27 protein-coding genes are annotated in these 21,326 nt (G+C 34.3%); 5 read left to right on the top strand and 22 right to left on the bottom strand.

Annotated features, from left to right (window positions below):
* The gene (locus P7V56_RS12985) at positions 1-522 is read right to left on the bottom strand and encodes an RNA polymerase sigma factor (RefSeq protein ID WP_171222293.1); all 522 of its coding nucleotides are present in this window, start codon (positions 520-522) and stop codon (positions 1-3) included.
* Between the two features lie 108 nt (positions 523-630).
* On the opposite strand from P7V56_RS12985, the gene P7V56_RS12980 reads away from it, so the two are divergent.
* The 4 genes from P7V56_RS12980 to P7V56_RS12965 all read left to right on the top strand — a co-directional run bounded on the left by P7V56_RS12980 (position 631) and on the right by P7V56_RS12965 (position 4,771).
* Positions 631-1,680 (top strand): lipocalin/fatty acid-binding family protein, encoded by a 1,050-nt coding sequence (locus P7V56_RS12980; protein WP_171222294.1) that lies wholly within the window; start codon positions 631-633, stop codon positions 1,678-1,680.
* 206 nt (positions 1,681-1,886) lie between these two features.
* On the top strand, positions 1,887-2,351 hold the full coding sequence (locus P7V56_RS12975) for a hypothetical protein (protein WP_171222295.1): 465 nt from the start codon (positions 1,887-1,889) through the stop codon (positions 2,349-2,351).
* 136 nt (positions 2,352-2,487) lie between these two features.
* On the top strand, positions 2,488-3,825 hold the full coding sequence (gene ffh / locus P7V56_RS12970; RefSeq protein ID WP_171222296.1) for a signal recognition particle protein: 1,338 nt from the start codon (positions 2,488-2,490) through the stop codon (positions 3,823-3,825).
* A 58-nt stretch (positions 3,826-3,883) separates the two neighbouring features.
* Entirely contained in the window at positions 3,884-4,771 is an 888-nt protein-coding gene (locus P7V56_RS12965; protein ID WP_171222297.1) for a bifunctional 5,10-methylenetetrahydrofolate dehydrogenase/5,10-methenyltetrahydrofolate cyclohydrolase, read from the top strand.
* A 52-nt stretch (positions 4,772-4,823) separates the two neighbouring features.
* Here the strand turns inward: P7V56_RS12965 and P7V56_RS12960 are convergent, their stop codons facing one another.
* The 4 genes from P7V56_RS12960 to P7V56_RS12945 form a co-directional block, all read right to left on the bottom strand.
* Positions 4,824-5,783, bottom strand: a complete 960-nt coding sequence (locus P7V56_RS12960; RefSeq protein WP_171222298.1) for a hydrolase — start codon at positions 5,781-5,783, stop codon at positions 4,824-4,826.
* Between the two features lie 64 nt (positions 5,784-5,847).
* Complete coding sequence (locus tag P7V56_RS12955) at positions 5,848-6,282, bottom strand: DUF1456 family protein (RefSeq protein ID WP_171222299.1); 435 nt, start codon at positions 6,280-6,282, stop codon at positions 5,848-5,850.
* A gap of 43 nt (positions 6,283-6,325) precedes the next feature.
* Entirely contained in the window at positions 6,326-7,129 is an 804-nt protein-coding gene (locus P7V56_RS12950) for an alpha/beta hydrolase (RefSeq protein WP_171222333.1), read from the bottom strand.
* Between the two features lie 2 nt (positions 7,130-7,131).
* Entirely contained in the window at positions 7,132-7,638 is a 507-nt protein-coding gene (locus tag P7V56_RS12945) for a hypothetical protein (RefSeq protein WP_171222300.1), read from the bottom strand.
* 115 nt (positions 7,639-7,753) lie between these two features.
* On the opposite strand from P7V56_RS12945, the gene P7V56_RS12940 reads away from it, so the two are divergent.
* A complete protein-coding gene (locus P7V56_RS12940) occupies positions 7,754-8,155 on the top strand; it encodes an excinuclease ABC subunit B (RefSeq protein WP_171222301.1) in 402 nt (133 codons plus the stop codon).
* Positions 8,156-8,226: 71 nt separating this feature from the next.
* Here the strand turns inward: P7V56_RS12940 and P7V56_RS12935 are convergent, their stop codons facing one another.
* The 17 genes from P7V56_RS12935 to P7V56_RS12855 form a co-directional block, all read right to left on the bottom strand.
* On the bottom strand, positions 8,227-8,577 hold the full coding sequence (locus P7V56_RS12935) for a DUF2200 domain-containing protein (RefSeq protein WP_171222302.1): 351 nt from the start codon (positions 8,575-8,577) through the stop codon (positions 8,227-8,229).
* A gap of 11 nt (positions 8,578-8,588) precedes the next feature.
* Positions 8,589-9,029 (bottom strand): VOC family protein, encoded by a 441-nt coding sequence (locus tag P7V56_RS12930; RefSeq protein WP_171222303.1) that lies wholly within the window; start codon positions 9,027-9,029, stop codon positions 8,589-8,591.
* A 58-nt stretch (positions 9,030-9,087) separates the two neighbouring features.
* Positions 9,088-10,134, bottom strand: coding sequence for a serine hydrolase domain-containing protein (locus P7V56_RS12925; RefSeq protein ID WP_171222304.1), 1,047 nt, complete (start codon positions 10,132-10,134; stop codon positions 9,088-9,090).
* Positions 10,135-10,310: 176 nt separating this feature from the next.
* Positions 10,311-10,946, bottom strand: a complete 636-nt coding sequence (locus tag P7V56_RS12920) for a class I SAM-dependent methyltransferase (protein ID WP_171222305.1) — start codon at positions 10,944-10,946, stop codon at positions 10,311-10,313.
* Positions 10,947-11,119: 173 nt separating this feature from the next.
* The gene (chrA, locus tag P7V56_RS12915; protein WP_171222306.1) at positions 11,120-12,430 is read right to left on the bottom strand and encodes a chromate efflux transporter; all 1,311 of its coding nucleotides are present in this window, start codon (positions 12,428-12,430) and stop codon (positions 11,120-11,122) included.
* A gap of 261 nt (positions 12,431-12,691) precedes the next feature.
* Complete coding sequence (locus P7V56_RS12910) at positions 12,692-13,423, bottom strand: hypothetical protein (RefSeq protein ID WP_171222307.1); 732 nt, start codon at positions 13,421-13,423, stop codon at positions 12,692-12,694.
* A 162-nt stretch (positions 13,424-13,585) separates the two neighbouring features.
* A complete protein-coding gene (locus P7V56_RS12905) occupies positions 13,586-14,437 on the bottom strand; it encodes a DUF695 domain-containing protein (RefSeq protein WP_171222308.1) in 852 nt (283 codons plus the stop codon).
* A 179-nt stretch (positions 14,438-14,616) separates the two neighbouring features.
* Positions 14,617-15,102 (bottom strand): hypothetical protein, encoded by a 486-nt coding sequence (locus P7V56_RS12900; protein ID WP_171222309.1) that lies wholly within the window; start codon positions 15,100-15,102, stop codon positions 14,617-14,619.
* 161 nt (positions 15,103-15,263) lie between these two features.
* On the bottom strand, positions 15,264-15,626 hold the full coding sequence (locus P7V56_RS12895) for a hypothetical protein (protein ID WP_171222310.1): 363 nt from the start codon (positions 15,624-15,626) through the stop codon (positions 15,264-15,266).
* Between the two features lie 189 nt (positions 15,627-15,815).
* A complete protein-coding gene (locus P7V56_RS12890) occupies positions 15,816-16,397 on the bottom strand; it encodes a hypothetical protein (RefSeq protein WP_171222311.1) in 582 nt (193 codons plus the stop codon).
* A gap of 179 nt (positions 16,398-16,576) precedes the next feature.
* Positions 16,577-16,927, bottom strand: coding sequence for a hypothetical protein (locus P7V56_RS12885; RefSeq protein WP_171222312.1), 351 nt, complete (start codon positions 16,925-16,927; stop codon positions 16,577-16,579).
* A 160-nt stretch (positions 16,928-17,087) separates the two neighbouring features.
* On the bottom strand, positions 17,088-17,444 hold the full coding sequence (locus P7V56_RS12880; RefSeq protein WP_171222313.1) for a hypothetical protein: 357 nt from the start codon (positions 17,442-17,444) through the stop codon (positions 17,088-17,090).
* A 172-nt stretch (positions 17,445-17,616) separates the two neighbouring features.
* Positions 17,617-17,991 carry a hypothetical protein gene (locus P7V56_RS12875; protein ID WP_171222314.1) on the bottom strand — a complete coding sequence of 125 codons (375 nt, stop codon included), beginning with the start codon at positions 17,989-17,991 and terminating at the stop codon, positions 17,617-17,619.
* A gap of 189 nt (positions 17,992-18,180) precedes the next feature.
* Positions 18,181-18,576: a hypothetical protein gene (locus P7V56_RS12870; RefSeq protein WP_171222315.1), complete on the bottom strand. Its 396-nt coding sequence runs from the start codon at positions 18,574-18,576 to the stop codon at positions 18,181-18,183.
* A 164-nt stretch (positions 18,577-18,740) separates the two neighbouring features.
* Positions 18,741-19,457 carry a hypothetical protein gene (locus P7V56_RS12865; RefSeq protein WP_171222316.1) on the bottom strand — a complete coding sequence of 239 codons (717 nt, stop codon included), beginning with the start codon at positions 19,455-19,457 and terminating at the stop codon, positions 18,741-18,743.
* 611 nt (positions 19,458-20,068) lie between these two features.
* Positions 20,069-20,809, bottom strand: a complete 741-nt coding sequence (locus P7V56_RS12860; protein WP_171222317.1) for a hypothetical protein — start codon at positions 20,807-20,809, stop codon at positions 20,069-20,071.
* A gap of 150 nt (positions 20,810-20,959) precedes the next feature.
* A complete protein-coding gene (locus P7V56_RS12855; protein ID WP_171222318.1) occupies positions 20,960-21,265 on the bottom strand; it encodes a hypothetical protein in 306 nt (101 codons plus the stop codon).
* Between the last annotated feature and the right edge of the window lie 61 nt (positions 21,266-21,326).

Below are 21,326 nucleotides of genomic sequence, written 5' to 3'. Positions count from 1 at the left end.
CTACTTGAAATAATCAAATTCTTTGCGCAATGTTATCAACGCTAAGTGTATGCGTTTTTCAACTGCTTTAACAGAAATGTTTAGTTCAGTGGCGATTTCGGCATATTTTTTTCCGTCAATGCGATGCATTAAAAACGCCACGCGTTGGGTTTCATTTAGTTTTTGAATGGCATTTAATAATTTGGTTTTAAATTCGTCTTCTTCTACTATGAACTCCGGACTTTCATTAGTGCTTTCGCTCTTACCTGAATTTTTGGCATAATTAAGCACTACTTTTTGATGCGCAATTACGTTTAAAGAAGCGTTATTGGCAATGGTGTAAATATATGATTTGGCTTTTTCTAAAGGAACATCAGCACAATTTTGCCACAATTTGATAAAGGCTTCTTGGGTGATATCTTCCGCTTGGTCTTCGTTGCCAAATTTATAATAGAGATAATTTCGTAACGCTTTGGCATGACTTTTAAAGAAACCGGAAAAAATGTTTTCTTTGCAAATCCCTGATAATTCCTCTTCTGACATATAATTTTATGGCTTAGTCTTTTGGTAAAAATAATTATTTTTTTCAACTAAAGTAGGGTAATTTTACAAATGCGTGTTTTACTAACAAAATCAAACCAATTATTGTTTATGAAATCTATCAAATACTTAATTTTTGGATTTATATTTCTTTCTTTCGGTAGCTGCCAAAATGAAGAAGAAACTGTAATTCAAGACAACAACCAAAGCTTTGTAGCCAGTGCTCCAATTGCAGGTTTATTGTCGAGAACAGCTCAAAACCCAACTTCTTTAGACAATGTTTTGGATAATTCGAGTTGTTTTAGTGTGCAATTGCCGGTAACGGTGATTGTGAATGGTCAGCAAATAACCGTTGCAGATGAAGCCGATTATCAAATTGTACAAGCGGCCATTGACGAATTTTCAGATGATGATGATTTGGTCAATTTTGTGTATCCGATTACCATTATTTTTCAAAATTTCCAAACCCAAGTCTTGCAAGATACAGATGATTTAGACGATGTGATAGACGATTGCGGAGAGGATGACGGTTTTGATGAAATTGATTGCATCACTTTGGTTTACCCCATTACCATCAACATCTATGATAGTAATAACCAATTGGCAAACACGGTAACCATCACCAGTAACAGTAGTTTATTCAATTTTTTAGCCAATTTAGGAAGTAACACCTTTGTGGCTATTGATTACCCTATTTCGGCTGTAAATTCTAATGGACAAACAATTGTAATTAATTCTAATAGTGAGCTTGAAAATTTTATTGAAGATTCTATCGACGATTGTGATGATGACAATTCAGGTGGAAGCGGCGGTTCAGGCAGTACAGCTTTTATTGATGTTTTAACTTCCGGAACTTGGTACATTTCTTATTACCACGAAGATGATGACGATGAAACAAGTGATTTTAATGGATACACTTTTACTTTCAATGCTAACGGAAATTCAACAGCAGTGCTTAGCGGTGTAACCACTAATGGAACTTGGAGCACTTTTGTAGACAGCGGACAAAACAAATTAGAGTTGATTTTTGACGGCGTTGATTTATTGGATGAAATTGAAGATGATTGGAGAATAATTGAGTATTCCAATACACAAATTCGACTCAAAGATGTAAGCGGTGGTGACGGTAGTGTAGATTACTTGACTTTTAGCAAAAATTAAAATCAAAGACATGAAGTTTTGGCATCAAAAATTCTCGGAAAGTGAGATGGAAGAAAAACACGATATCAAACCTTTGAAGACAAGCGATAAAAGTAAAACGACTTATCTGCTCAACCAATCATTAATATGGATTTCGATATTTTTTGTCCTTATCTCAATAGTAAACTTTTTAAAAAATAATATTCACCTAACTAATATTTAAAACTATGAAAAAATTAATTTTAATTCCGGCTCTATTTTGCCTTTTTATGCTGAATGTAGCCTCGATGTGCAGTTCTGATGACGACTCATCTTCTTCGTCACAAGATCCAACTCCGGTAGTTAATACCGTTACTCAAGGTACATGGCGTGTAACCAGTTACGTGGATTCGGGAACAGATGAAACCAATCATTTTACAGGGTATGATTTTACTTTTGCTTCAGGAAATGTATTGAGTGCTACCAACGGAACCAATACTTATACCGGAACATGGTCAGTAACTAACGACAGTAGTGATGATGATAGCCCAAGTAGTGATTTAGATTTCAATATTGCCTTTGCGTCACCGGCTAACTTTGCCGATTTGACCGATGATTGGGATATTGTTACTTACAGTGCGAACACTATATCATTAATAGATATCAGTGGCGGAAACGGCGGAACGGATATTTTGGTATTCACTAAAAACTAAACCCTCTATTTAAAAGAAATTATAGTTTCTATTTTGAACCATCTCAACACAAAGAGATGGTTTTTTTATTTGGTCTTGCATAGAAGTTCTAAATCAAATCCTTAAATTTGCACTTCATTAAAACAAGCATACCATTATGTTCAATAATTTAAGTGATAAACTAGATAAAGCATTACATATCCTAAAAGGACATGGAAAAATCACGGAAGTCAATGTGGCCGAGACTTTAAAAGAAGTACGTCGTGCCTTACTTGATGCCGACGTTAATTTTAAAATTGCCAAAGATTTTACCACAAGAGTTAAAGACAAAGCCATAGGTGAAAATGTATTAACTACGTTACAACCGGGTCAGTTGATGGTCAAAATCGTTAAAGACGAATTGACCGCCTTAATGGGTGGAGAAGCAACAGGAATAAACCTTTCAGGAACGCCATCAATTATTTTGATGTCGGGTTTGCAAGGTTCGGGTAAAACGACTTTCTCCGGAAAATTGGCGAATTATTTAAAAACCAAAAAAGGGAAAAAACCTTTATTGGTAGCTTGTGATATCTATCGTCCTGCGGCAATTAATCAGTTACATGTGGTTGGTGACCAAATAGGAGTTGAAGTATATTCAGAACCTGAAAATAAAAATGCTGTTGCTATTGCTCAAAATGCAATTCAATATGCTAAATCAAATGGCTTTAATGTAGTCATTGTCGATACCGCAGGTCGTTTGGCCATCGACGAAGAAATGATGAACGAAATTGCCAATGTGCATGCCGCCATCAAACCACAAGAGACTTTGTTTGTAGTTGATTCGATGACAGGACAAGATGCTGTTAACACTGCAAAAGCGTTCAACGACAGACTGAATTTTGACGGAGTAATTCTAACTAAGTTAGACGGTGATACTCGTGGTGGAGCGGCGATTTCAATTAAATCGGTGGTTGATAAACCAATCAAATTCATCGGAACCGGAGAAAAAATGGAAGCCATTGATGTATTCTATCCTTCGCGTATGGCGGAAAGAATTCTCGGAATGGGTGACGTGGTTTCCTTAGTAGAAAGAGCGCAAGAACAATACGACGAAGAAGAAGCCAGAAAACTTCAAAAGAAAATCGCTAAAAACGAATTTGGTTTCGACGATTTCTTGGCCCAAATTCAGCAAGTGAAGAAAATGGGGAACATGAAAGACTTAGTAGGTATGATTCCCGGTGCCGGAAAAGCTTTGAAAGACGTGGAAATTGAAGACGATGCTTTCAAACATATAGAAGCCATAATCCACTCGATGACGCCATTGGAAAGAACCAAACCGGCTGTTATCGACATGAAAAGAAAAAATAGAATCGCTAAAGGTTCCGGAACTAAAATAGAGCAAGTAAACCAATTGCTAAAACAATTCGACCAAATGAGTAAAATGATGAAGATGATGCAAGGCGGTGGCGGCAAAAATTTAATGCGCATGATGGGCGGCATGAAAGGAATGAGATAATGTAAAGACGCGATTCATCGCGTCTTATTTTTTTAACAACACACAACAAGAGAACTACATGGAATTATTAGACGGAAAGAAAGTCTCCAACGACATCAAGACAGAAATCACGGCTGAAGTCAATAAAATGAAAGCCAATGGTGAAAAAGTACCGCATTTAGCCGCAGTAATTGTTGGTAATGACGGTGCAAGTTTGACCTATGTCGGGAGCAAAGTAAAAGCCTGTGAATTGGTTGGTTTTGAATCGACTTTAATCAAAATGCCAAGCACAACTTCGGAAACGGAATTGTTGAAAAAGATAAAGGAGCTGAATGAAAATGACGACATCGACGGTTTTATTGTACAGTTGCCTTTGCCGGAGCAAATTGATACCCAAAGGGTTTTGATGGCAATTGACCCGAGCAAAGATGTGGATGGTTTTCACCCTGAAAATTTCGGGAAAATGGCTTTGGATATGACTACTTTTATTCCGGCGACGCCATTTGGTATTTTAGAATTATTGGAACGATATAATGTAGAAACCAAAGGAAAGCACACGGTAGTTATTGGTAGAAGCCACATTGTTGGTCGACCCATGAGTATTTTGATGGGTCGAAAAGGTTTCCCCGGAAATTCGACCGTTACTTTGACGCACAGTTATACCAAAAACATAGCGCAGATTACTACGCAAGCCGATATTATCATCACCGCTCTGGGTGTGCCGAATTATTTAAAAGCCGAAATGATTAAAGACGACGCAGTAGTAATTGACGTTGGTATCACACGCGTTGCCGACGATACTGACCCAAGAGGTTACAAAATTACCGGTGATGTTGATTTTGAATTTGTATCCAAAAAGGCATCTTACATTACTCCGGTTCCGGGTGGCGTTGGTCCAATGACGATTGCGATGTTACTCAAAAATACGCTACTCGCCAGAGAGCAGAAACGATTGAAATTAGAATAAAAAAAATCCTGAGTTTAAGCTCAGGATTTTTTTATTTATGAAAGTTTAATTTTTACAATTTTGCTAACCAAAGAGAAGCGTTAAGGTGTAAAATAGAATGTGATGATAATTCTGTCCAACCAGGATATAAAGTATCTCCGGCAGCACCTGTTCCATCATCAGCAGGAGAACTGTCTCCAATAGCAACCACTCTTCCGGTGCCATAAGTAGCAGAGGCACACATGATATTTGAGCTGCCTTGGGTTGAGCTACCTCTCCAAATTAAACCTCTTACCGTTGAATTAGCTGTAGTGTTTATAGACATGGTGGCACCAGCGGAATATTTTAATTGGGTCACAGTTCCTTGTGAACCGTTTAAGATGGTGTTTGTTGTAGTGCTAAGTCGGTTAGATGTTGTTTCTGAAATACTGTTTAGCGTAATAGTAATTCCAAAAGGATTTGTTTTTACGGTATTATTTGACATCAAATCATTCCATGTTTTGGCAGAATCATAGCCGTCATTATTTCGGTCTGACCCATTGTGATTGGCTATCATAAATAATCCGCCACCGTTTTTAACAAAATTTATTATGGCTTTTTTTTCAGCACTGGTAAATCTTATGTTAGGCTCAGTTATTACATAGACATCATAATTTTTCAAATCTTGTGCACCTGTACCACCATAAGTAATGGCTGTTCCAGAAGGTAAAGTTTCTACAGTATGTCCAAGTTTAACTAAAGCAACACCCCAAGCTGATAAACCGCCTCTCCAAAAATTTTCGGTAGTGGTATCAGTGATATTTGATTGAGCCGGAGTGGGAAAACGTTGTGGTGAAGTATCCGCATCTATAACCCAATCTGCATTACCGGCTGTTTCCGCTTTAGTGGCATCAAATAAAAATTTCTTTGGAGTTACAGCTAAAGCTGTAGTTGTATTTGTTTTGGTAGAATTAACTTCTAAATCTTTTTCATTATCACAAGAAAAAGTGATAATTGCCATAACGACAATTAGTAATTTGCTAAATAAATTCATTTGGTTTTATGTTGGTTAATTTGTTTAAGAACAAACAAATATATAATTTACCCTAATATAAAAATTATTTTTTTCCGTTTTTGAACTTAACTTTTTCCACCACTTGCACTTTTGGGGCTTGCTTTTTGTCTTTGGGATTAAAAGGCTTTTTCTTCGAATTTGTTTTGGGCTTTGGCTTGAAGTCAGTTTTCGGTTTGAACTCTGTTTTTACCTTTTCAGATACATTTTTCTTAACCTCGGCTTGATTTTGTTTAATCACATCCATCGCATTTTTAGGATCTTCTTTCGTGCCACGCAAATGAATTACCAATCCGTTTAGGAAATTGCGCAACACTTGGTCGCCACAATCCATGTATTTCGGGTGATCGGCATTGCGAAAAAAAGCACCCAATTCGGCAGCAGAAATTCGGAAATCAACCAATTGCATGATTTCTACTATTTGGTCATCACGCAGTTGTAATGCTACGCGTAGTTTTTTAAATATATCGTTGTTGTTCATTTTCTAAATTTTACTTCGTACTTCGTATTTCTTTCTTCGTACTTTAAAACAGCCAAAGATACGCCTTTTTGAAGTTCTCTCGCCACAATTTTTCGTTGTGTTGGCCGCCTTTGATAATTACTTTTTTATTGAGCTTTTTGCATTCGCAGCGTTTGGTGTTGACCCATTTTTCAACCTTTTCCATATCCGGAATTACATCGGCATCGCCTTCATTATCGCCGCATAGGAAATATATTTTGGTGTTGAATTTTTCTGTTTTGGCCATTAAATCATTGATTTCGTTTCGATTAAACCAAAAAGATGGCGAAAGGCAACCTACTTTTCCAAAGACATCAGGATATTTTAAAGCGGCATAAAACGAAACTAAGCCACCCAAAGAACTTCCCATAATGGCGGTGTTTTTAGCATTGGTTTTGGTTCGGTAAGTTGCGTCTACTTTAGGTTTTAGGGTTTTGACGATAAAATCCAAATAAGTATCTGCTTTTCCACCGGCGTATTTGGGATGGGGAAATGGAGTTAACTCATCAATACGTTTTTCGCCGCCATGCTCAATCCCAATGACTATCACTTGAGCGTTGATACTGTCTAGTGTTTCATCAATATTCCATTCGCCTACGTAAGAGGTTTTGGCATCAAATAAATTTTGAGCATCGTGCATATAAATCACGGGATATTTTTTGGCGGAAGCCGAATAATTTTTAGGCAAATACACCCAGATTTTCTTGGTGGTTTTCAGCTGTGGTGCTTCAAGCTCAAAGGTTGAGACTTGAGGACTCGCGGTACTTTGCTGAGCAATTCCATTCCCAAAAGCCAGAAAAACAAGAAGTAGATAAATGGTTTTCAAAATATTTATTTCTCTGTTTCGGTCTCTTTAGCTTGGCCTTGTTCGGGATTGGCTTGTGACTTTTTCTTCTTCTTTTCTTCTTTTTTGTCCGGTTTTTGGGTTTTTAATAATTGGTATTTTTCTTTTTGAGCCGGATTTAAATAGCCCATAATGGTTTTTTCAATTTTCTCTTGAATTGATTTCAGTTCATTGCTTTTTTCCTCTTCAGACAAGTCACTTTTTAACAAGATATCTATTCTTTTACTGTTAGTCGTTACCTCGTTTTTAATGGCTATGTACTGCAGTTCATCAAGGGTTAAGTCTTTTTTTAGCAGTATCATATATCCTTCGATTCTTTCGTTTCTGTTTTTTTCTATTTCTTCCGGAGTTGGTTCTTTAGGGGTTTGTTGGGTGTTTGGGGTTCCCATATTTCTATTCATACCCATTCCGTAGTTGTTGCCATAACCATATTGCGCTGTAGCTTTAACGGCGGAAAAAAGAATAAGAAACAATACTATTTTTAAGCTTTTCATGGAGATTCAATTTTGTGACGTAAAATTAGCTAAAATTATTGAGTGTCAATGTTAAAAAATAAATGATTGCCATTGCTCAAAAAATTATATTTTAGCAAAAAAAACTTTTTTATTGATGAACAAATACGAAGAAAAATTAGCCTTATTAGCAGAAATGATTGCATTTTCTGTAGTTGATGGCAGATTGCATGAAAGAGAATATCTTTTTTTGACGATGATAGCCGATGAACTTCAGGTGACACAAGATGATTTTAAAGCTTTGTTTCATCAGGAAAATTACCCTAGTGTAATTAAATCTGAGTTTGAAAGAATACAACAATTCTATCGTTTGGCTCTGTTAATGCACTGCGATGGAGTATTGCATGAGCGTGAACAAATTAAAATACATGAAATTGGGATTAACATGGGATTGAATCCGCATGCTATTAAACGCGTTTTAAAAGCCATGGAAATTTCCCCGACCAAAATGATTTCTCCCGAATTTTTGCTCGAAGTTTTTCAGGAGCAATTGAATTAAAAACTTATATTCAATACCATTGAAGCATCTCGAAAGGGATGCTTTTTTATTTGGGTTTTGGTTGAACTTTTTTATGTTCTCAGGATTTTATCCATAGACTTGCCTTTGGCCAATTCGTCAACGAGTTTATCCAAATACCTTATTTTTTGCATCAATGGATCTTCAATAGCTTCGACACGGTAACCACAAATGACACCGGTGATTTTGGATGCATTCGGGTGTATTTTGGGTGCTTGATTGAAAAAGTCTTCAAAATTAGTTTTGTTCTCTATTTGTTGTTGCAATACAAGTTGGTCATAGCCGGTTAACCAACAAATAACGGTGTCGAGTTCTGCTTTTGTTCGGCCTTTTTTCTCCACTTTATTGATGTAATGCGGATAGACACTGGCAAACGGCATTAAGAATACTCTTTTGTTGTCCATGGGTTGTTGTATTAAAGTGGTGCTTTTTGGTTTGGGTCAAAATCTACCATCCATTCGATTCCATATTTGTCTCTAAACATGCCAAAGTAGGTTCCCCATGGACTGTCTGCAATTGGCATTTCGATTTGTCCACCGGCGGAAAGGCCATGGTATAATTTATCGGCTTCTTCTTTACTTTCTGTACTGATGGCAATTTTGCTTCTGTTTTCATTTTCGTTTGTTCTTCCCAAAATTTCGGGGACATCGTTACCCATCAGCATATTGCATCGGCCAATAGGCAGAGCGATGTGCATGATTTTATTTGCTTCTTTTTCTTCTATTTTGAATTCATCATTGGCCAAATCTTTAAAGCGAATAATTTTTGTAAATTCTCCTCCAAATACAGATTTGTAAAAGGTAAATGCTTCTTCGGCATTTCCGTTGAAGTTTATGTGTGGATTGATTAGTGCCATAATTTTTGTTTTTAGTGTTTAAGTTTTTTTAAAAATTTCTTGTTGTTTTTTTTTTGGTTTAATCAATCTGATAAATCTCTGCAGACATCTCATACAGATTAGTAGCATCTGTATTACTCAAGATGATTATGGTTTTCTTTTTTTCGAGTGTATTAATCCAATTAGAACAGGAACCTAATATACCGCCGGTTCTGTAATAAAACTTTTCATTAAAGGTTCCCCAACCTGTAGAACCCCAAAAACCATATGCGGTATAACCCAAGTTTTCATTTATTTCCAGCATTTTGTTTGTGGTATTGTCTGATAAGATTTTATTTCCAAAAAAAGCGTTGTTAAACAGGAGCATGTCTTGAGCGGTTGAGTACATGTTTCCGGCGCCAAAATAGTTTTCAATATAGTACGGTTCCTCTTTTACAAATGATTTTGTTTGGGTATCAAAAGTATAACTATTGGTTAAAGAATTCATTATTTTATCCGATTGTAAAACGCCGGTGTTATTCATTTTTAAAGGTTTAATAATGATTTCGTTTAGTAAGTCTTCATATTTTTTATGCGAAACACTTTCAATAATTTTATGCAGAATAATGTATTCGGTATTGCTGTAAGTACTTTTTTCTCCCGGAGAACTTATTAATTTTCCGGAACAATATTGATCGATATATTCATCTAAAGTAAGTTTTTCTTGGTAGGATTTCATGCCAATAGGTTCGGCTAAATTTTCGATACCCGATGCATAAGTAAGTAAATGATGGATGGTAACTTTATCTTTTGCTTCTCCTTTGTAAGTAGACAAATAGAATCCTATGGTTTGGTTGAGTTCAATTTTTCCTTCTTCATAAAGTTTCATGACCAAAACCGCAGTGAAAGCCTTTGTCATAGAGGCGATTTTAAATTTTGATTGCGGAGTTAATGGAATATTTGTTTCTCTGTTAGCCATGCCTATACTTGACAGGTAATCAATTTTTCCTTCTGTTGCCACCAGAATTACTCCACTAAAATTCTTTTCTTTGTGGTATTGCTCCATTATGGATTGGAACTTATTTGTTTGTCCGTAAGTGATGAGGAAAAACAGAAGTGATGATATAATTAGAATCTTTTCTTTCATACGTTTTTTTGTTTCAGAGGTGTCTTTTATTCCAATGGGCTCTTTATTCAGGTTGTTTTTAACGTGTGTCTGTGTAAGCGGTTGAATTATTACTAATTTCCATGTCTAATAATGACTTTGTGAAAATCTGCTGGATTTCCGGTATTCCGATTCCTTGCCATTACTACGAACTACTTTTATAAGGTATTCTTCTTCGCAGTCAAAATTGTATGTATATCAAATTGATTTTCTGAAATTTTATATTTCACTTTGAATGTTTTTAGTTCTCCAAATTTGAAATGATTGAGCTGCGTTTGAATTTCGTCCAATTTATGGTAATTAAAATAAACTCGACCACCACTACCTTTTTTAAATTCGGATTTTTCAGGTTCACCTTCTACGAAACTTAAATAAAGCAAACCGTTTTCGTTCAACAAGTCATAAGCGTCAGCAATTAGTTCTTTTGCTTCCATTTGCGATAAATACGGTAAACAAAAACCACCAATAATTCCGTCAAAAGCTGTGTCAATTTTGTTGATTTGTCGGCAGTCCATAACCTCAAAACGTGCTGTCGGATTGTTTTGTTGGGCAAGTTCTACCATAGTTGGCGCCACATCAATTCCAAAAATGTCAAAGTCCGGCCTACAAGACAACAGGTATTTGGTAATATTCCCAGGTCCGCAACCGATTTCTAATAGTTTAGCTTTGGGTTTGTCGATGGAGTTACAAATGAAGTTATAAGTGTCATTATACAAATCTAAATCCATGAATTTTTCTTGGTATATCTCGGCAATATTGTTCCAAGTATCAAAAGTTTCTTTGTATTTGTCCATGTTGTAATCTTTTAAAATGCTTTGAGACGTTTCTCGACCGGTAGCAGTTGATGACTGAGTTATTTCGTTCTTTCTGCCAAGATAAATAATATTACGGAAACTGACCTTGAATTTACCACTAAACTAACAATTGCTTGAAACCACTGTTAAGTGCTGTTCATCTTTTACATTTTTCAAGGTGCAATTAAATAATATACAAGTCCGAAAATCGCACTAACACCAATCCAAGTGATCATTCCGATTTTAAAGCGATGCATTGCAATGAATGAAATTATTGTCCAACCTAAAGTAGTATAGTCAAGTGAAGCGAACGAAAAGGCGTTTGGAAAAATTACTGCTTTGCCTAAATAAATGGTCAGGTTGAGAATTACCCCAACTACTGCTGCTGTTACAAGAGCAAGAATTTCTTTTACTCGTTTATTTTCCTGTGTCCGTTCAATGATTGGCGCACCAACAAGTATGAAGAGAAAGCAAGGTAAAAATGTATAAAAGGTTGTCGCTAAAAGTCCTAGGCTTCCCATTGCAAGAGAGTTTCCGAAATGGTTATGGCCAGCCATAAATCCAACAAACACAAGCACCATAATTAAAGGTCCGGGTGTAGTTTCGCCTAGTGCAAGTCCGTCTATCATTTGGAGGTTGGTCAGCCAATTGAATTTTTCGACGCTTACTTGGGCAACGTAAGGCAAAACCGCATAAGCTCCACCAAATGTCACAAATGCTGCTTTTGTAAAAAACAAGGAAAGTTTTTTCCAAAATTCAAAATCACTTGTAAGAAAGTAAAAGGCAGCCAAAGGAATAAACCAAAGCAAAACACCTACGCTTATTTGTTTCCAAAACCGAGTTGGCTTAAAACCGATGTTAGGAGTAATCGTGTGCTTGTTTATATAAAATTCCTTTTCGTCAATTTCTTTTTGTGAAGTCTTGTTGGTGTTTACATCAAATAACATTGGAAAAAACTGTCTGCAAATAGAGGCTAAGATAATTGCACCAACTATGATTAGCGGAAAGGGAACATTAAAAAAGAAAATGCAAACAAAAGCAGCCAAGGCTACAAAATAATGAAACGTACTCAGAAGAGATTTTTTTCCGATTTTAATTAGTGCGAGAATAACTATTGCTATTACCGCCGGCTTTAGTCCGCTAAATATTGCAAATACCCACGGCAGGTTTCCGAACGAGACATAAATAACACTTAGTCCAAGTAGCATAAACATTGATGGAAGGACAAACAAAATTCCTGCTGCAAGTCCGCCCAAAGTTCCGTGAAGCATCCAACCGATATATGTTGCCAATTGTTGGGCTTCGGGTCCGGGCAAGACCATGCAATAGTTCAATGCGTGTAAAAATTTGCTGTCACTGATCCACTTTTTCTTTTCGACTAAAAACTCGTGCATTATAGCGACTTGTCCGGCAGGTCCGCCAAAACTGATAAAACCAAGTTTGGTCCAAAATTTTAATGCCTCTTTGAAAGTTGGTTTCTCCATTAGGGAAGTTTATTTTTCAATTTCAATACGTTCTTTCAGAGTAATTCAGTTTTATTTTTCACAATAACAAACTTATAAATTTCTTTAAAGTTGCGTTAGATTATTGAACCGGCGAAATAATAGCCACTAACGTTTCGCGGCTTCGCGTCTGTTGCGATTCCAGCGAACTGCGTACTTTCTGCTAAGATAAAATATTTCCGTGAAGAAAGAAGTTCAATTCAAGAAAAACTAGCAATAGCGCGAAACCGCTGTTGGCAGTAGTTATTTTTTTATGATTATTGGTTTTAGCTTATAATTTTTTGGCAAGTTTATGAAGTCTTTTTCAGTGAGTATATATTCATTATCAGAGTCATTACTAAAATTTATTCTATATCTAATTTTTGAATATGAAAATCCAACTTCTCCATATTTAGAATTTTCAGGCATCAAAGTTTCACTTGAAGAATTAAAGTCGTCAAATTCGATACTTCTTTTTATTTCTTCATTTAGCTTTGCAAATTCAAAATTATCAGGAGCTAGACCTCCTAAATATGTAGTCATTTCGCCAAATTCATTTCGTTCTGTTTTTGCGATATTTTTAACTAATTGTTCAATGATAATATATTTTTCACCTTTAAGTTCAGCAATTCTAACTATTAAATTTTCCTCGAGAACAATTTTCGGCTGAACATTAATTTCAATTTGGTTTGTTATATATTTTTTTCCGTTAAATTCAAATTCAAAAGGACCAACTTTATTTAATCCAACTTTGTTGAATACTATTACTCTTTCAAAATTATCGGATTGCATACCGTGAACAGAAGTAGAACGTGTCAATTCTATTTCTGAGCCTAATTTTTCTTGAATGTTGTCTTTTAAAAAGTCAATATTTATGGAAAACAGAACACTTTCTCCAACTCTAGGTTCTGGATTGTCAATTTCTATTTTTAAATTGTTCTGACAAAATGCATTGAAATTAAAAATAATTATTATCAGGAGTGAAATGTTCTTCATTTTCAGGGGTTTTATAATTACTGCCAACGTCTTGCAGCTTGTGACAGTTGCGACGATTTATTACTGATGATTCCAAAGTTAAAATTACTTTTTGAATTTTCAGAGAAAATTCGGAGCAAGCCCAAGCGCGCAGTAGTTACAAACTGCTGTTAGTGGCTGTTTCTATTCATTTGGCATTTTCTTTCTAAACTCATTGTATAAGTTCCAATTTTTGTCAGTCAAAATTTCAAAGTCAAATGTTCTTTGTTTTTCAGAATTTTTTATGAGATTGATTACTTCTGTCGCACCAAGTTTGTCGTTAGTTACTATATAAAAGTTTCTAATTCCTTTATGTGTGTCCCGAAAAATGTAATAGTTTTTAATTTCGTTTTGTGTCAAATTGTTCTCAATAAAATACTCAAACTTGTCTAACTCGTCAAGTTCGACGTCAGTTGGCAACATAACTTTTTCGTCTTTCTTATATGATGTTGTTACTTTTATGAAATAGCAAAATTCTTCTTTATGTGGAAAATTGTCAAAAGCAACATTACCAATTAGTAAACAAGGGAAATCGTCTTTTTGATAGTCAAGTGTCTTAAATTCTTCTGGAACTGCATACGTATCTCTTTCTATTGCTTTGTTTTTGTCAATATTCCCAACATCAAAACCGTCATAAGTGATTTCATATTTGTCTGCTATTACATAAAGTTCTTCGTCAAGTGCATACAAACTTTTTGGGTTATGAATTTCTTTGCGTTCCAAATGCAACCAATAACTTTTGTCTTCTGCTTGAAATATTTCAACAAAATCAAAACCTTTATTTTTTAGGTCGTTAGCAACTTGGTCGAATTTGTCTTTTTTGTTTGAAGTAAAGAAATAACCCCAAAGCATTTTCGTCTCGATGTTAACTCCGCTTGCTTTCATATTAGAAAACATTTCTTCAATTTTTTCTAATGGAATTTTGTTTGATTGTGATTTTGAGTTGTTACAACCAAAAAGGCCTAGTATAAATGTCAACATAATTATTATCTTCATTATTCTAATTGTTGTCTTTTTGCAGTGTCGTTCTAAAATAGCCACTAACGTTTCGCGGCTTCGCGTCTGTTGCGATTCCAGCGAACTGCGTACTTTCTGCTAAGATAAAATATTTTCGTGAAGAAAGAAGTTCAATTCAAGAAAAACCAGCAATAGCGCGAAACCGCTGTTAGTAGCCGTTACTTTAGAATTTCATTCATCCAACTTTCTGTTTGTTTTTTTAAAAAGTTACTTTCTGTAAACATTTCTTCAATACTTAATTCTTCTTCATTTGTACAGCCTGAACAGATTGTAATCTTTTCTGAACTTTTGGTATTTATATTAATTAGATTTTGTTCTCTTTCACTGAGTTGGACTTTTCCTTTTTCTTCTAACTTTTTGCACACAATTATAGCTAAGTATTTTATGGCAGGTTTTTTGTCTTCAAGTCTCTTTCTGATTTCTGAGTAATTTTTATCAACGATTAGTTTAGAAAACAATTTGACAGGATTTGATTTTTTTCCGGAATAATAGCAAGCAAATCCAATCAAGTTATTTGGATCAATTTTTTTTTCTGGTGGCGGAATTTCAAATTTCTCATTTTGAGTTTCAAAATTTTCAGTTTCTTTTACACCACAACTAAGAAAAACAAAAGTCAATAGATAAAATATAAGTTGTCTTTTCATGCTGGGTTTTGTAATGGCTACTAACGTTCTGCAGCTTGTAACTGCTGCGATGATTTATTACTGATGATTACAAATATAAAATTCCTTTTTGAGTTTTCAGAGAAAACTCGGGATAATCCCAAGCCTCGCAATTATCACAAACTGCTGTTAGCGGCTGGGCGTTATTTTAAATTTATTGTATTTATTATAATTGCACCGTTAGTTTCTCTCTTTCCATAAATAGCCGGACTACTTTGTTTATTTAGATATACAATGTTCGTTATGTCCATCTTCTTTAATGGCAAAACAATTGTATCTTGGCTTTTATCGTATTTAAATACTATTCCGTCTATTGCAACTATTGGAGAATTTATAAAACTACCTTCGCTATAAGCCTCTTTTATTGCTTCAACAAGTTCAAATTTTGATTTGTCTTTATCTTGCAATAAAAAAGTGTGTGTTTTTATACTGTTTTCAGTAATTTTTTTCTGAGAAGAACAGCTTAAAAGAAAACAAGTTAAAAGGGCTAAAAATATTCTTTTCATGTAAAAAAGGATTAGAATTCTATGAATTGCTTAGCAAGCCTTGCCGCTAACGTGCCGCAGATTGTGATTGTGGCGTTCTTCACTCACTGGCGTTTTCAAATATAACTAAAATTTCAGTCAGCCGAGACATTTCTGATAAACCCAAAACCAGCCATAATCACAAACTGCTGTTAGCAGCTGCCTTTAATTTTAACTCACCCAACTTGATAAAGTCATTATTTTTTTCCATTTTCCATTCAATAGTTGAAAAATTGCAGTTTCACCACCACCACACAAGCTACCACAATGAAAACCATAAGTGACTACTGCAGTTTTTCCATCAACACAGAATAGTGGCATATCAATAGAACTAAAACCGTGAGTTTTATATTTTTTTTCAAAACGCTCCCAAAATTTATCATTTGAATCACCTTTTTGCTTTAGATGTTGAATAGAATCGATTGGTATGATTTTTTGTGTATTTAATAAATCACTTTTCAGTCTAAAATTCATTCGTTTATCAATTTGCTTGTGAATGAAAACTATGTCTTCCTTTTTGAAAATTGAATCTAGTTCGTTCATTCTAAAATACTCATCTTGGCCAGGATTTAAAAGTATGGAGAAACCTTCGGTTAGATAACCTGCGTGACCATTTTGCGATGATTCTAATTCTGTTTCGGCTACGAAATTAATTAAACTGTATATTTTATCATCAGCAACCAATTCGCTTTTTTCTTTTGGTTGGCAACTAAAAAAAGCAACAAATAATATTAAATAAATTTCTTTTCTCATTGAATTGATATGTTGTATGAGGTTGCTGCTAACGTTCCGCAGCTTGTAACAGTTGCGATGATTAATTACTGATGATACCAAAGTTAAAATTACTTTTTGAATTTTCGAAGAAAATTCGGGATAATCCCAAGCCTCGCAATTGTTACAAACTGCTGTTATGCACTGTTTTTATTCCATTATCACCGTCTAATTCCCATTTCTTTATATGCGTGAAATTCACAAAACACAAGATTATTTAAAGCCTTTTTGCTGCAATCTTTCCATTTACATTTTTCACTTGATAAACCTCTATGTTCTTTCAAAAGCTCAATTCTTAAATCTTGGTCATTATAATCCGTCCAATTTTCCACCGATTCAAGTTTAACAAACATTTGCAAGTCATATTTTTCCGGTTCATCAAGCCGCCAAAATGATTTATCCACTTTGTTTTGATAAAGTTTATACCAACCACTTTTCTCAATCAATTCGAAATTTGATTCGATTCTTTTCAGAACAATTTCATCAACATAAAGTATTTTCTCTTTTAGCATATTAATTCTGAAATAGTGCATAACGTGCCGCGGCTTGCAACAGCTGCGACGATTTATTACTGATGATTCCAAGTACAAAACTTGGCTTTGAATTTTCGGAGAAAATTCGGTGAAAGCCTAAACCTTGCAATTGTTGCAAACTGCTGTTAGCGGTAGTTTGCTATAACTCTATTGTCTCGTTATATTTTAAACTCATTTCCCAAATTTTATCTTCATCATCACCGTCATATTGGCCAACAATACAATTAGCAGCCTTAACATACCAATTTTCATTATTGTTGAAAATGAATTTTTCACCTTCCTTTTTAATTTCTATCTCATTAAAACTATCAGGTATTGATATAAAATCTACGCCATTAAAAATTACATCAATAGTTAAATCTGGTTCATCATATTTGAACGCATAATCTACGTCAAAATATTGTTTTTCACTTCTAAGTATTAAGGTTGAATGACTAACTGTATACATCCAAATTCTATAAATGCGTTGACTATTAAATTTTGATGACTTGCTCATTTGTTCTAATTTGAGATATTTTGTGGCAAATTACCGCTAACGTTCCGCAGCTTGTGATTGTGGCGTTCTTCACTCACTAGCGTTTTCAAATATAACTAAAATTTCAATCAGCCGAGACATTTCTGATACGACCAAAACCAGCCATAATCACAAACTGCTGTTATACGCCGTTTTATTCTTCAATCAATGCTATTCCTTGAACAATAACATTATATGCTGAATTACTAAATTCATTGACGCCACAATATGTTACATATTCTGCTTTACATTTTTCACATTTTATTTTGTCAAATACTGCTAATCCGCCATCAGTAGCTTTTCGAAACTGTCCAATTCTGTAAAATGTTTTTGCTTCAATTTCTTCTTCAACATTTATATTTTCAGTTTTTCCAAGCCACAAGTTTTTAATTTGATTTTCAAGGTTTAATTCTAGTTCGGATTCACATTTTATGCAATTAAATTTAAAACAATTATTCAGAATACTACCTGTTGTGAAGTCAGGTTTCTTGTTGATATTTGGTTTCTTAAGCTCTTGAACTATTGTCATAATATATTACTTTTTCTTTTGAGCAACATTGGGAAATGGCGTATAACGTTCAGCAGCTTGTAACTGCTGCGATGATTTATTACTGATGATTCCAAAGATAAAACTCCTTTTTGAATTTTCGTAGAAAATTCGGGGCAAGCCCAAGCGCGCAGTGGTTACAAACTGCTGTTATACGCTGCCATTAAATTTTTATCTGCAATACTTTTTCAAAGCGACATAATTAGTGTCTGCTTTTATTTTTTCAGGTACTTTTTTCAATAAAACTTTTATTTCTTCTTTGGTAAAATACTTCTTCAGGAGATTCAATCTTTTAACACCGCTTTCGGATTTTATAAACTTAACCGCTAGCTTTTTATTTTTATTAATAATATATTCCTCAGTGATACTATCTAATGATTTGAGCATTTCCTTTTCAGAGAGTTTTTCTCTATTTTGTTCAACAAACTTTTGAGATTCTGTTGTGAATTCTTCCTTTATCCTTTCATTTTCCAAAGAAAATTGTTGGTCAAGATTTGATTTACATGCGGATATTGTCAAAATGCAAATTAATATTAAGATTTCTTTGAAAAATTGTGTTTTTCTCATAGGTCGTGTGATGGTTGCGTATAACGTTTCGCGGCTATCGGTCTGTTGCGACGCCAACGAACTGCGTACTGTCTGCTAAGATAAAATATTTTACGTGAAGAAAGAAGTAAAACTCAAGAAAAACCAGCAATAGCTGATAGCCGCTGTTATAGGCTTGGGCTTTTTTACATTTCAAATTTTCTAGTTTTCTTTTTATAAGTTTCTTTCGCAGTTCTGACAATGTCGATTCTTGATTCAAATATGGAATACTCCTTAGTGAAAGGAGTTAAATTTCCATTTAGGAACTTATTAGACCAAGAAATCTTTTCAGGAAAGAACTCTTGGTTATTTCTCTTGTATTTTAGAACAGTATTTTCTTCTTCGGTTGTCTTCCTAACAATATAATGTGCTTTGCTTTTAGCTTTCTTGAGTTCTTTTGCTAAATCCACGAAAGCCAGGCTTTTCAGTGTGTCAGTTTCGCTGGCTATACAGAACGAACCTCTAATGTTTCCCTCTGTAAATACACCGAAAAGTGAGTTATTGTCTTTTAAAAACGTCACGAAATTTTTATTGTCTATAGTAAGTAGATATTCTGGTTTTAAACCAATGTAATTTGGATATTCGTATTTTATTTCCTCTCCATCAGGGTTGAAGTTCCTTTCTGTTTGATAGATGTAAACTTTTTTAGGGTCAAAAATGAAAACAATATCAAGATAACATTTCATGTCTTCTGGAACTAATGGAGACGGCACTTTGTTTGATTTCACCCAAGCGTCATTAATTGAATCTTCTCTTGAAATTATATATTCTACTTTCTGATTTTGTTTTTCTGCGTCTTTTCTACAGCTAGTAATTCCACAAGCAATTATGATAGAAAGTAAATATGTGAATTTTAATTTCATAGTTGTAAAGTAGGTTGCCCTTGCCTATAACGTTCTGCGGCTTGTGATAGTGGCGTGTTTCAATCACTTACCATTCCAAATATAATTAAAATTTCAATTAGGGAGAACTTTTCTGATAAAAACTAAAACCAGCCATTATCACAAACTGCTGTTATAACTTCGGTTTTCCTACCAACTTGAGCACTCAATCTTTGCCAGTTTCAACTTCGGCTTCTCCTTTTCATTTTTTTTATAATTCTGTGTGGTTTTTTTTAAAAAAATATTTTTCACACACTTTTGGTGTGAATTTTTTTTAAGTAAAATATTTTCACACAACTTTTAAACGCTAAATTTTCTCAACACTAACTTTTTCTACGTCAAAAGTTTGTCATATTTTTTTCTACTACTTAATTTTCGATTTCATTTTTCAAGCAAACTTTTTTGGATTTTTTCTAGCTTAAAACTTCAGTTGTAGAATAAGGGAAAACTGAGTTATAACGTGCCGCAGATTGTGATTGTGGCGTTCCTCAATCACTTGCGTTTCCAAATATAACTAAAATTTCAGTCAGCCGAGACATTTCTGATAAACCCAAAACTAGCCATAATCACAAACTGCTGTTATCGCCAGTATTTTACTTTTTCACATCATAAGCTTCCGGCAACTTTAGCGCAAAACTTTTCATTTTTTTGCGACTAATTTTCCCAGTAATTTTATAATTTTCCTTTTCAAGAAACTGAACTAAAATCGGATAATTATGCTTTTCATTTACATTTACTAATTTACCACTTACGAAGTTAAAAAGATTAAAATTCCAATAACTATGATTTTGATAACTTAACAATTGCATAGTTATAATTTCATAATTTCCATCACCATTTAAATCTCTTTCAATGCGATTCTCATATTGTTTATCATCAAATGAGATTTTTATGAAGCCTTGGTTTGCTTGTTGAAAAAGATAAATAACTTTCACATTCATAGAAGCCGTTCCGTTTCCCATGTATGGAGCAATAATCTTTAAATCTTTCAATCCATCTCCATTAATGTCCGCAACTCTGATTGTGTCTATGGCGATTGGATTAAATCCCATATTTTCCTTGAACTGTTTGATTTCCACATCTTTTTTAGAAACCTTGATTATTGAGTTTTCAAACCAATGCTCTTTGAATGAAGTCAATTGAATAGTCAAAGATTCTCCATTTTTATAAAAGCTTGAAATGGTTTGTGAAAATTCTACTTTATCTTTTGTGTCATTAATTTTCCAATTGTTGTAAGCCTTAAACTTTACGGCTGGATATTTTTCAAAAGCGTATTGACCACTAACAATTAGCGGCAACAAAAAGAAAAATGTTATTTTTAATGCTTTCGTCATGAATATTGGCGATAACGTTCCGCAGCTTGTAACTGCTGCGATGATTTATTACTGTTGATTCCAAATATAAAACTACTTTTTGAATTTTCGAAGAAAATTCGGGACAAGCCCAAGCGCGCAGTAGTTACAAACTGCTGTTAGCAGTAGTTGCTAAATCATCCACGTCCACACTTTTATAAACAGTAAGTTGATTCCAATAAAACTCAAAACAACCGATAAAATTGAAAAGTAAAAGTCTTCTCTTTTTCTGATTGACAATATTCCAAATATGAAACTTACAATTAAAGCTAATCCGAGATACAATTTCACGTCCAATCGGGTAAGTTCTGTAATTCCGAAAAGCGCTCTGTTTTTACCTCTTGATTCATTAAAGATTTGGGCAATTCTGTAATTCTGATAAATTATACCGATTATAGATACTAAACTAATGAATATCGAAATGTGATATTTTTTCATTGATAAGTGGTTGTTTTTACCTTAAAGTTGTGGCAATTACTGCTAACGTTCCGCAGCTTGT

The organism is Flavobacterium sp. IMCC34852 (assembly GCF_030643905.1).
GTDB lineage: Bacteria > Bacteroidota > Bacteroidia > Flavobacteriales > Flavobacteriaceae > Flavobacterium > Flavobacterium rivulicola.
Note: the sequence above shows the minus strand (reverse complement) of the source record. Positions and strands in the feature narration are given on the sequence as shown.